Here is a 10890-nt window from a genome sequence, read left to right on the forward strand (position 1 = left end):
TCCCAATAATTCAATTAAACGTTGGGTTTCGTTCTTCTCAATGTTGGGTTTGGTTCTTCTCAATGTTGGGTTTCGTTCTTCTCAATGTTGGGTTTCGTTCCTCAACCCAACCTACTATCTACAATGGTACAATTTGTACTTGTAGCCATTGATTGCTGGTAAAGAGCGACTATCGATCGCACAATTTTTAATTTCTTCTGGTAGTGGTGCATAAAAATTCACCACCCATAAATCCAAGGGGCGCGATAGTCCTTTTAAAGTATTTTGTAGAGCATTAGTAGAAGTCTTTGGATCTTCATCTTGATGTGCTAGCAAAAATTGTGGTGTTGTAGATTTTAAATTTTGAATTTTAAATTCCCTTGCGACTCCCATCATTTCCCCAATGTGTACGTGAGTTTTTTGAGTCGTTGCAATTAAGACGGGTACGCGAGAAGTTTTTTGAATAATTTGTACAAATAAATCTGGGCGATAGTACTTTTGATAACCGAGATTACAAGTTACAGTCACGGTACTTACCAATCCCATCACCAAAACGATCGCTACAGCTTGTTTTCCACTGACTCCCCATCTCACTTTTTCTTTACTACGCCAACACACTGCAAGACTGGCTCCAACTAAAATAATGACCGCTGGAAAGTAGACAAAGTTATAACGAGCACCTCGCGTTAAATCAATACCAAAACAATAGGTAATGATGAAAAATAAAGCGCTCGCACCAACAACAAATACTGTAAAAACCTCCATCATGAAAGAGGTTTGCGCTCGTTTGAGTTGAACCTTAAAACCATCCAGTAAAATTGGTACAACCCAAACAAAGAAAATCAGCATGATAATCCCAGAGATAACAACTACAACGAGATTTGCCGCTTCCACAGGTAACAAGCAAATCATCGTAATCCATGCTGCTAGAGATTGAAAGATGGGATTTATCCAAGCCATTCCGTGTTGCGGGCTTTGAATCCAATCTGTTAATTTATTACCATAGCTATTCTGTAAAAACACGGGCAACCAAACTAAGCCCGAAATTAATGTACCAGCCGCAACGGCATAAATTCGCAACCAAGTGTTAAGATTCTTGTCCCCTTGTCCCCACTGCTGCCAAGCGAGAAAAAGTAAAACAAAAGCTTCAGCACAAAGAGTTAGCGCAAAAAAGTAATGGGAAGCAATACCTAAAGCATTAATTCCCGTCCAGCAAAACGCAATCCATAGAGGTAACTGGGTACGCTCCTTGATGTGTCTTGTTGTAATAACCAAGCAGGCAAGAGAAGCAATAACCCATAAGATTGCTAAAGTATAATGACGGGCTTCTTGTGCTAAAAAAATTCCATAGGGAGAGGTAGCCATAAGTGCTGCGGCTAAATGACTAACCAAACGGGAACGAAAAGTCAGCCTCGATAAGGCATAAATGGCAGGGACAGATAACCCACCTAAAAAAGCAGCAAGCGATCGCGCTCCCCATAGAGAAACCAACCCATCTTGGGTTGGAAATAATTTTGTCCAGTAGTGAGTCAGGATAAAGTAAAGCGGTGGATGATTGCTTTCGCTCAATAAATGCGTCAGTACGTCTTTGACTCCAACACCAGCTTGGGGTTGTAGCGATCGCAGTAAAATATCGATAGAAATCGGTTTATCCAAAGGAACTGGTAAAAAACTATTACCCAAGCTGAACACGAGAGTAGAAAATTCATCAGTCCAAGGGGGCTTGGCAGTTAAGTTCATCAGGCGCAAGCCAATACCAATTGCTAGCCACACCAACCACAGTGGTAGAGTTTTGAGTTTTAAGCTTCGAGTTCTGAATTTTGAATGCATAAATTATTTGCGATGCTCATAACTTATAACTCACAACCCCTACCATTTTGTTCCTGCACCAATCCTCACTTCTCCAAAATAGTTCGTGACCAATGACCAATGACAAATGACCAATGACCAATGACCAATGACTTACTTCACCTGTGTCACTCGCCAACTCAACTTTAGGTTAACCCAAAAGTTCCAGATAGTAGCTACTGCAATTGCAATCAAGTTAGCGATGTAGCGATTGGGAATAATAAAGGCGAACACCAGCCGTAAGACGAACACATTTAATGTTAAACCAGCAAGGCAAATCAGATTGAATTTTAAAAACCGTAAAACCCTTTGATGCCATTGATTTTGTTGACTTGAGACATCACTAAAAGTCCAAATGTCATTCCACAAAAAGTTATTGAAAATTGCAATTTCACCTGCAATAATTTTGCTCAAAGTGAGGGGCAAATTTAAAGTTGTAGGATCGCCGAGCAAATAAAGCACAGTCATATCTACAAAAACACCACTCAACCCCACTAAACCAAAGCGAATAAAGCGACCGAGAGGAAAACCCAAGCGTTGGCTGAATCGTCCCAACCTTCCTGTAGACAGGCGCAAACGTATCAAATGATGCAAGTAGTCAAAATAATGCTTCCATGTCACTTTACTTTCACCCTGTTTGCGCTCGCAAAATACATATCCCACTTCACCAATTTGGCTTATATTGCCCCGTCCAATAACTTCCAAAAGGATTTTATAACCAACGGGACTCAAAGTTTTACCAACAATGCAGTTTCGGTGTACCAGAAAATAACCGCTCATGGGATCGGAAACCCTACCAAGGACACCTGGTAAAATAATCAATCCCAAGATTTGAGCACCACGGGATAAGAAACGCCTGATAAAACTCCAGCTACTCACCCCTCCACCGTCTACGTGACGGCTAGCGACTGCCAAATCAGCTCCTCGTTCTATAGTATTTAACAGTTCCAAGAGGACGTGAGGTGGATGTTGCAGATCGCCATCAATCACCCCTAGAATACTACCTCTTGCAACCTGCCATCCACGAATCACTGCACTAGAAAGACCTTTTTCGTGTTGGCGTCGCATCACTCGAAGTTGAGGGTATTCTCGCATCAAAGACTTCGCAATATCCCATGTACCATCTGGGCTATCATCATCAACTACAATAAGTTCGTAGTTACCAGGTATAAATTCATCCAGTAACCCACTCAATACCCCAATCATTTTTTTGATATTTGCCGCTTCATTATAAGTTGGGATAACCAGGGAAAAGAGAACTGCTTCAGCTCCTATGCGCGAGCTTTTAGGTGGCAATTCAGAAATCCTCAAAGGACTTGTCGGTACTAACAAAAGTGAATCAGGTTGGATGATACTCATTGAGAATAGGGAATAGGGACTAGGGAGTAGGGACTAGGGAAAATTGATTTTTCTGTCCCCACCGTAAGTAATTGCTCGTGGGTATCTAAAGTGAAATAATTTGATTAAAGGTTAAAGGTCATTGTCTTATAATTTCTGCAAAAATTCTATTTCCCAGGAATTTTTATTAGTAATTAGTCATGTTTTATACTAATATATAGTGTTACTAGTCACTGGTTACTGTTTACTGGTCACTGGTCAGGTGGTCACTGGTTACTGTTTACTGGTCACTGGTCACTGGTCAGGTGGTCACTAGTTACTGTTTACTGGTCACTAGTCACTGTTCACTGAAAACGTTTGCTTCTACCGATCTGTGGTTACTGTAACTGTTGATGCTATCCTTGACCGTACCCTTGAGGGGTACGATTTGTCTCCTGAAGAAGGACTAGTTTTGTTAAAACAAACCGATCCGACTGTAATTGCTGCCATTCGCGCTACATCTGACAAATTGCGTCAACAGCAAGTCGGAGACATTGTAACTTACGTTATTAATCGTAATATTAACTTTACTAACATTTGCGAGCAACATTGTAGTTTTTGTGCATTTCGCCGAGATGCAACAGAGGAGGGATCTTACTGGCTCGATTGGACACAGATTTTAGAAAAGACAACAGATGCTGTACGGCGAGGTGCAACGGAAATTTGTATGCAGGGAGGATTGAACCCGCAAGCCAAGATAAATGGCAAGTCTTTGCCATACTACCTCAAGCTTGTAGAAACTATCAAGGAACAATTTCCCAAAATACACCTGCACGCTTTTTCTCCTCAAGAAGTGCAGTTTATGGCAAGAGAAGATGGGCTAGAGTTAAGTGATGTTATTCTAGCTTTGCATAAATCTGGTGTGGATTCTATGCCGGGAACGGCAGCTGAAGTTCTAGATGATGAAGTCAGACATATTCTTTGTCCAGAGAAAACAGATACAGCTACTTGGCTAGAAATTGTGACAAAGGCTCACAAATTGGGTTTACATACTACCAGTACAATGTTATCCGGTCATATTGAGACACCAGAGCAACAAATAAGACATTTGGAAAAATTGCGATCGCTCCAACAAACTGCTATCAATAGGGAATATCCAGCATTTATCAGTGAATTTATACTGTTACCTTTTGTTGGTCAAGAAGCTCCCAAATCCTTACGCCGTCGCGTGGGACGAGATCAACCTGTTTTGGCAGATGCGCTGTTACTTACGGCTGTAGCAAGGATTTTCTTAGGAAATTGGATAGCTAATCATCAACCGAGTTGGGTAAAGTTGGGATTAAGTGGTGCAACAGAAGCTTTAAAGTGGGGTTGTAACGACCTTGGAGGCACATTAATGGAGGAACACATTACCTCAATGGCAGGTGCTATAGGTGGTACGAATATGGAAGTCGAAACTTTACAGTGGGCGATCGCATCCATAAATCGTCCGTACCAGCAAAGAGATACGCTTTATCAGTTTGTTAGTTGATAGTGGTTAGTTGTTAGTTGTTATTCGTTAGTCGATCGCTGGTCAGGTGGTCACTGGTCAGGTGGTCACTGGTCATTGGTCAGGTGGTCATTGGTCAGGTGGTCACTGGTCAGGTGGTCACTGGTCACTGGTCAGGTGGTCACTGGTCACTGATTCCCCAGGATACCATTCCAAGATAGGATGGACGTTGATTTAGGTATTGTTTCACTTGTTGCATATGAAGCGTTATTGGTCACGTCTACTTGCCCTAGTTTTGGTAGTCGTTGTTGGTCTAGCGGGCTGTTCTACTAATGAAGTAGGTGCTTTAACAGGAGATTACTCTCAAGACGCCTTAACGGTAGTTAGTACCCTAAGAACTGCCTTAGACATAACAGAAGACGCACCAAACAAAACAGCAGTTCAAGCAGAAGCACGCAAAAAGATAAATGATTTTGCTGCTCGCTATCAGCGGGTTCCTTCTGTTTCTGGACTGAGTTCCTTTACAACCATGCGAACAGCTCTTAACTCCCTAGCAGGACACTACAGTTCCTATCCCAACCGTCCCATACCGAAAAAACTCAAAGACCGTTTGGAACAAGAGTTTCAGCAGGTTGAATCAGCACTTCGTCGGGGCGCATAAGTGCGATTTATCACATAATTTTGTTTTCCTCAGTAATGGGTCAGTTCTCCCACCTCGTTCCCAGGCTCCGCCTGGGAATGCCTTCTTTAGAGGCTCTGCCTCTTGTGTACAGGTAGACCGCGAGGCAGAGCCTGCTGTGCTGCATTTCCAACTGAGACTGGGAACGAGAGACGGTTAAGTGAGAGGGTATATCCGCAGAAGTTATCGGGGATATGAAAATCTTATTTTTATATTAAGTAACTTTTATCAAACTTTAAAAGTCTATGGCACATGGACTCATATACCTTATACTATGGCATTCAATATACATTACCTTTGAATGAATATAAGTTAAGGTTAATGATTCTTTTGTAATTATAGTTCTACGTATGCCTAAACGTTCTTTTAATGTGGTAAAACCAATATTTTTTTGGCAACGCCTGTTAGCGGCTGTTCTTTTCACAAGCGGTTTATTGCTGCCTTGGATTGAGAATCAATCTGTAAAAGCAGAATTAACCGAATACTGCCAACTTTCACCAAAGGCAGTGCAAGAAAAAGAAAACTTACGCTTATCAGCACTCAAAGGCAAACAAGCGGAGCGACAGCGCTATCAGCAATTGATACAAAAGCAAGCACAAGATTTGCAGGAGTGCCGAAATCGTAATTGGCCGCAAGTGCAGGCAATTTGGTTGCGTTTATATCCTTGTGATGCCCGTCCTGGAGCAATTGACCAAGTTATGGATCGGATTGTTAACAAGGGTTATAACCAAGTTTATTTGGAAGTTTTTTATGATGGGCAGGTACTCCTACCAACAGGAGCTAACCCTACAGTATGGCCTTCCGTTGTTCGCACGCCAGGAACAGAAAAAACAGATTTGCTTGCTGAAGCCATTCAAAAAGGGCGCGAAAGGGGTCTCAAGGTTTATGGTTGGATGTTTACAACTAATTTTGGTTATACCTACGCCCAACGTTCGGATCGCGAAGGAGCAATAGCTCGTAATGGTAAGGGACAAACGAGCTTGTATGTTGTAGATAATAATTCACAAGTTTTTGTTGACCCCTATAACGTACAAGCAAAACGCGATTACTACCAAATGTTACAAGAGGTGTTGCGCCGTCGTCCCGATGGAGTACTCTTTGACTATGTACGCTACCCACGACAAGCAGGAAGTGATTCAATCGCAACCAAAGTCACAGATTTATGGTTGTACAGCGATGCGACTCAACAAGCTTTATTTCAAAGGGCGCTTAACTATAAGGGGCTAGATTTAATTCGGCGTTTTTTAAGCAAGGGATATATAACGGCAGGCGATATTGCTGAAATCGATACACTCTATCCTTACGAAGGAGAACCCTTGTGGCAAGGTCGAACATCAGCAACAGAACAAAAATCTATTGTTCCTCCAAATCAAAGACAACCACAACTGCAGTTAGAGTTATGGCAGCTATCTGTTGCCCACGCTATGCAAGGCATTCTAGATTTTGTTAACTTAGTAGCACATCCAGTACAACAGATGGGAATTCCTGCAGGGGCTGTTTTCTTCCCTGACGGCAATCAAACGGTAGGTCAAGGGTATGATTCCCGCCTACAACCTTGGGATAAATTCCCAAGTTCTTTGGAGTGGCATCCCATGTCTTATGCAAATTGTTCTAATGCTAATTGTATTGTGGCTCAAGTACAACGAGTTTTAAACATAGCACCATCAAACACAGCAGTGATTCCAGCTTTAGCAGGTAAGTGGGGAGAATCTGTCAGTAATCGTCCATCTTTAGAAGCACAAATGCAGGCACTTCGCCAAGCAACTCCGCAATTAAGGGGAGTTAGCCATTTTGCCTATTCTTGGCAAGAGCCAGAGCATGATAACGAGCGCAAGTTCTGCCGGAATTAGGGATTGGGGACTGGAGATTGGGGACTAGGGATTGGGGACTGGGGACTAGGGATTGGGGACTGGGGACTAGGGATTGGGGACTAGGGACTGGGAAAAATTTTTCTATCCCCAATCACCAATCATCAATCGCCAATCACCAATCGCCAATCACCAATCACCAATCGCTAATCGCCAATCGCCAATCACCAATCACCAATCGCCAATCGCCAATCCCCTATCCCTTAAACACGTGTAAAGCAAATGAGATCATCGATAGGAATGTAAAAAACCCAAGAGCATCCAAAGTAGTGGTCATGAGGGGACCGCTTATTAGCGCTGGATCGAGATTGACTCGCTTCAACCCCATGGGTAATAGCGTACCTAAAGTGGCTGCTAGAAGGACATTTGCTATCATTACTATTCCTGCAATTACCGATACCCAACGATCTTGAGGAGGCGACCAAATTAGGGAGAGTATGCCAAGCGCTAGACCTAACGCTATGGCTGTACCCGCACCTGCCATAACTTCCTTACGCAAAAGCGGTACTGTATCTTTTGGTGTGACTTCTCCTACGCCAATACCCCTGACTGTGACTGACACGACTTGGAAAGCTACGTTACCACTGCTATTAGCCAAAATTGGCATGATGATTGCTAACACCGGTACTTGTGAAATGACTCCCTGAAAAGGTGAGATCGCACTGGCTGCACCAATGTACAAAACGATATTTGCTAACAGCCAAGGCAATCGCTTGCGAATAGTTACGTGGGGAGGGGATAAGGTATCTTCATCACCACCACTTACACCTGCTAGCTTTTGAATATCTTCTGTGGCTTCTTCTTCCAAAATATCCATGACATCATCAATCGTGACGATTCCTACTAATCTGTCTTCTCGATCGACGACGGGAATAGCTATCAAGTCATACCGCTGCATGATGTGGGCAACTTCTCCCTGACAGGTTTCTGTCTTGACTTTAACAACGCGATCGCTAGCTATCTCTCGTATTAAGACATCAGGGAAAGTAAAGATTAACTGGCGCAAGGAGACTACACTTACGAGCTTGCGATTATCGTCAGTCACATAGGCATAGTAGATAGTCTCTTTGTCTTTGTCTTGAAGACGGATTTTGCTGAGTGCTTCCCCGACTGTCAATCCTTCTCGCAAGCGCACATATTCTGTTGTCATGACACGACCAGCAGTGCCTTCGGAATAACCGAGAATTGTTGCTGTGGCTTGACGTTCTTCTGGACTGAGTGTTTGTAACAACCGTTTGACAACTCCGGCTGGCAATTCATCAAACAATTCTGCCCGTTCGTCGGGACTCATTGCTTCGACAATCTGGGCAACTTGAATATCGTGTAGGGAATTGAGCAAATCCTCCTGTACGTCTGGAGGTAAGTATTCAAATACATCGATCGCCTGACATTTGTTGAGTAAGCGAAATGCGATCGCCCTTTTCTTCTTGGGCAATTGTGCAATGTATTCCCCAGCGTCAACAGGTTGCAAACAGTTCAAATCCAACTTGAGTTGGTTGAGGTCTGCAATGTCAATGGCTGAATTGCGAATATCCTCAGTGAGCATCATAAAACCTCCTATTGTCTCCCCCGCGCTGGGAGACAAACTCGCCAGCTCAGAGGAGGTTGGTACTGCCGTCGTCTTGTGGGCTTTGGTCCATAACCCCTAGAAAATCAACATCGATTCACAAATAGAATCGCTAAGTTATAATACTAACCCGGCATCGTGTAATCCGGTAGATGCTGAAACTTCAGTATGGGAAACTTGCGATCTTCAGACAAGCTAATTTCTTATTCCCTGATGTCTGTGAATCTGAAGTAAATTCTACTACTGTGGCTATCTATGTCAACCCCATAGGTAATTTTATTCAACCACTTTTTAATGTTAAAATCCTTACTCAGCAAGAAGTAGCCTTTGTTTGAGAACAAAAATAAAGATTCTGTAATCATACGGAACTCCAATTTTTTTCATGAGAAAATCAAAAAAATGCTCGGTATGCGTCAGCCTAACGAACCCAATTTTTTCCGAAAATTTGTATTGCTTGCTACAATTTGACAAGCTAAGTTTAAAGTGCATTGCCAACAAAAATAGAAGCTGCTACAAGCATTGAATCGCAAGATCTAGTAACAGCCATCTGATTTTGGTGAGATTTGTATCTACGTCATAGGTGAGTAGTGTTATCAATGCCAAAGATCTTTGTTTACTGTTCGCGAATCACAAATTTGCTCAAGATCTTAGAGTTTTTGCCAACAAGTCAGAAGGTCTTTTGTTGATGTGAAACCTTCAACACTCTGGCTGTCCATCTGACAAATGAACGAACTGCTAAAATTCCTCACTACCAAATGAAACCAATTATAATAGCCTTTTGGCTTAGGTGCAAATCTCGAATGCCAATTTATGTCAAGATTACACCATCTTAATTATATAGCATCCTATTTGATTTTTGAAATACCTGTCGGGTAGGTATTGCTTACCAATAAGGCTTTTGGTATCTAAAAGTGAGGCATTCTATACTATCGCATTTTTGTAGCATTGCCCACAATTTAACATTGATAGGAATAGCCACTTTACAGAGAATGGTAAATAGAGAGAGTAAAGTAAAGTAGAAAAACCCCCTACTTAGCGTTTTTTAAGTAGGGGGAATGCGCGAGGAGGAAAATAAAATTATCTTCAATACTTAACAGTTTAAATATTCTTTAACTGGTCACTGGTCACTGGTCACTGGTCACTAGTTACTAGTCATTGATTTCCAGCACGTTTCAATGAACCATCAGTATATAGCTCTAGTGGAATGAGTTCGAGCTTACCATTTACTTTAACTTGGCTATAGACGACTTTTACAAGTGGCGATTGATTTTGATTATAACGTACAGACATATTCACTTCTCCTTTATATAATTAATTGTTGTTTGAGATTTATGGACTCATTACTTTTTTGTTTTGTTCTACAAAAAATTGTATTTACTTATAATTTTGTCCCGATCTATATATAGCAGAGTCTGTATAAAGATAAAGATAAAGTCGGCTGCTTGCTGATAAAGATTTGAAAAAATCTTAAATTTGGAGTATATTTTTCTCAATCGTAGAAAACTAATGAATCAAATAGACGTATGTGAAACGGAGTCATCCGTAGTCAATCGAATCGCCTCCTTCTACCCTTTGCCTTCTGCCTTGTGCCTTCGTGACATAATTAACTTCACAGCCTAATGGTGCTATTCCGAAAACCTGGGTAAGATACGTATGAAAACAAATGCTCAACTGCAAACTCGCCTGGATTCCTATTATCAGCAAATCAAGACAATTATCCTAGCCCGTCAGAACCCAATAACTGGTTTGCTACCAGCGAGTACAGCAATAACTGCCCATGGAGACTACACTGATGCTTGGGTACGCGATAACGTTTACAGCATTTTGGCAGTTTGGGGTTTGGCGCTAGCATACCGCAAGGTTGATGAAAGCAAGGGAAGAACTTATGAGTTAGAACACAGTGTTGTTAAATTGATGCGGGGACTGCTGTTTGCCATGATGCGGCAAAGTGCTAAAGTCGAGAAATTTAAGCACACTCAAGCCCCATTAGATGCTTTACACGCTAAATACAATACGGCAACTGGTGACATTGTTGTTGGCGATAATGAATGGGGACATTTGCAACTAGATGCGACATCAATATTTTTGTTGATGTTGGCACAAATGACAGCTTCGGGATTGCAAATTATTTACACTTTTGATG

The 10890-nt window shown here is 42.0% G+C and carries 9 protein-coding genes; 5 read left to right on the forward strand and 4 right to left on the reverse strand.

Annotated elements, in window-relative coordinates; genetic code table 11:
- Positions 1–114: 114 nt before the first annotated feature.
- Together ACKTT2_RS49275 and ACKTT2_RS49280 are read right to left on the reverse strand one after the other, a co-directional pair.
- Positions 115–1809, reverse strand: coding sequence for a glycosyltransferase family 39 protein (locus ACKTT2_RS49275; RefSeq protein ID WP_407900437.1), 1695 nt, complete (start codon positions 1807–1809; stop codon positions 115–117).
- A gap of 132 nt (positions 1810–1941) precedes the next feature.
- The gene (locus ACKTT2_RS49280; RefSeq protein WP_407900438.1) at positions 1942–3186 is read right to left on the reverse strand and encodes a glycosyltransferase; all 1245 of its coding nucleotides are present in this window, start codon (positions 3184–3186) and stop codon (positions 1942–1944) included.
- Positions 3187–3538: 352 nt separating this feature from the next.
- On the opposite strand from ACKTT2_RS49280, the gene cofH reads away from it, so the two are divergent.
- The 3 genes from cofH (at position 3539) to ACKTT2_RS49295 (ending at position 7162) form a co-directional block, all read left to right on the forward strand.
- Positions 3539–4675 carry a 7,8-didemethyl-8-hydroxy-5-deazariboflavin synthase subunit CofH gene (gene cofH / locus ACKTT2_RS49285; protein WP_407900439.1) on the forward strand — a complete coding sequence of 379 codons (1137 nt, stop codon included), beginning with the start codon at positions 3539–3541 and terminating at the stop codon, positions 4673–4675.
- A gap of 217 nt (positions 4676–4892) precedes the next feature.
- Positions 4893–5294, forward strand: coding sequence for a photosystem II protein Psb27 (gene psb27, locus ACKTT2_RS49290; protein ID WP_407900440.1), 402 nt, complete (start codon positions 4893–4895; stop codon positions 5292–5294).
- Positions 5295–5662: 368 nt separating this feature from the next.
- Positions 5663–7162: a family 10 glycosylhydrolase gene (locus ACKTT2_RS49295; RefSeq protein WP_407900441.1), complete on the forward strand. Its 1500-nt coding sequence runs from the start codon at positions 5663–5665 to the stop codon at positions 7160–7162.
- Between the two features lie 214 nt (positions 7163–7376).
- Here ACKTT2_RS49295 and mgtE read toward each other — a convergent pair whose 3' ends face one another.
- Positions 7377–8726: a magnesium transporter gene (mgtE, locus tag ACKTT2_RS49300; protein WP_407900456.1), complete on the reverse strand. Its 1350-nt coding sequence runs from the start codon at positions 8724–8726 to the stop codon at positions 7377–7379.
- 173 nt (positions 8727–8899) lie between these two features.
- On the opposite strand from mgtE, the gene ACKTT2_RS49305 reads away from it, so the two are divergent.
- A complete protein-coding gene (locus tag ACKTT2_RS49305) occupies positions 8900–9082 on the forward strand; it encodes a hypothetical protein (protein ID WP_407900442.1) in 183 nt (60 codons plus the stop codon).
- An 817-nt stretch (positions 9083–9899) separates the two neighbouring features.
- Here the strand turns inward: ACKTT2_RS49305 and ACKTT2_RS49310 are convergent.
- On the reverse strand, positions 9900–10037 hold the full coding sequence (locus tag ACKTT2_RS49310) for a hypothetical protein (RefSeq protein WP_407900443.1): 138 nt from the start codon (positions 10035–10037) through the stop codon (positions 9900–9902).
- A 363-nt stretch (positions 10038–10400) separates the two neighbouring features.
- Here ACKTT2_RS49310 and ACKTT2_RS49315 point away from each other — a divergent pair.
- A partial coding sequence (locus ACKTT2_RS49315; protein ID WP_407900444.1) for a glycoside hydrolase family 15 protein occupies positions 10401–10890 on the forward strand: 490 nt, incomplete at its 3' end.

Source organism: Scytonema hankhaensis NUACC26, from assembly GCF_045865695.1.
Lineage (GTDB): Bacteria > Cyanobacteriota > Cyanobacteriia > Cyanobacteriales > Nostocaceae > Scytonema.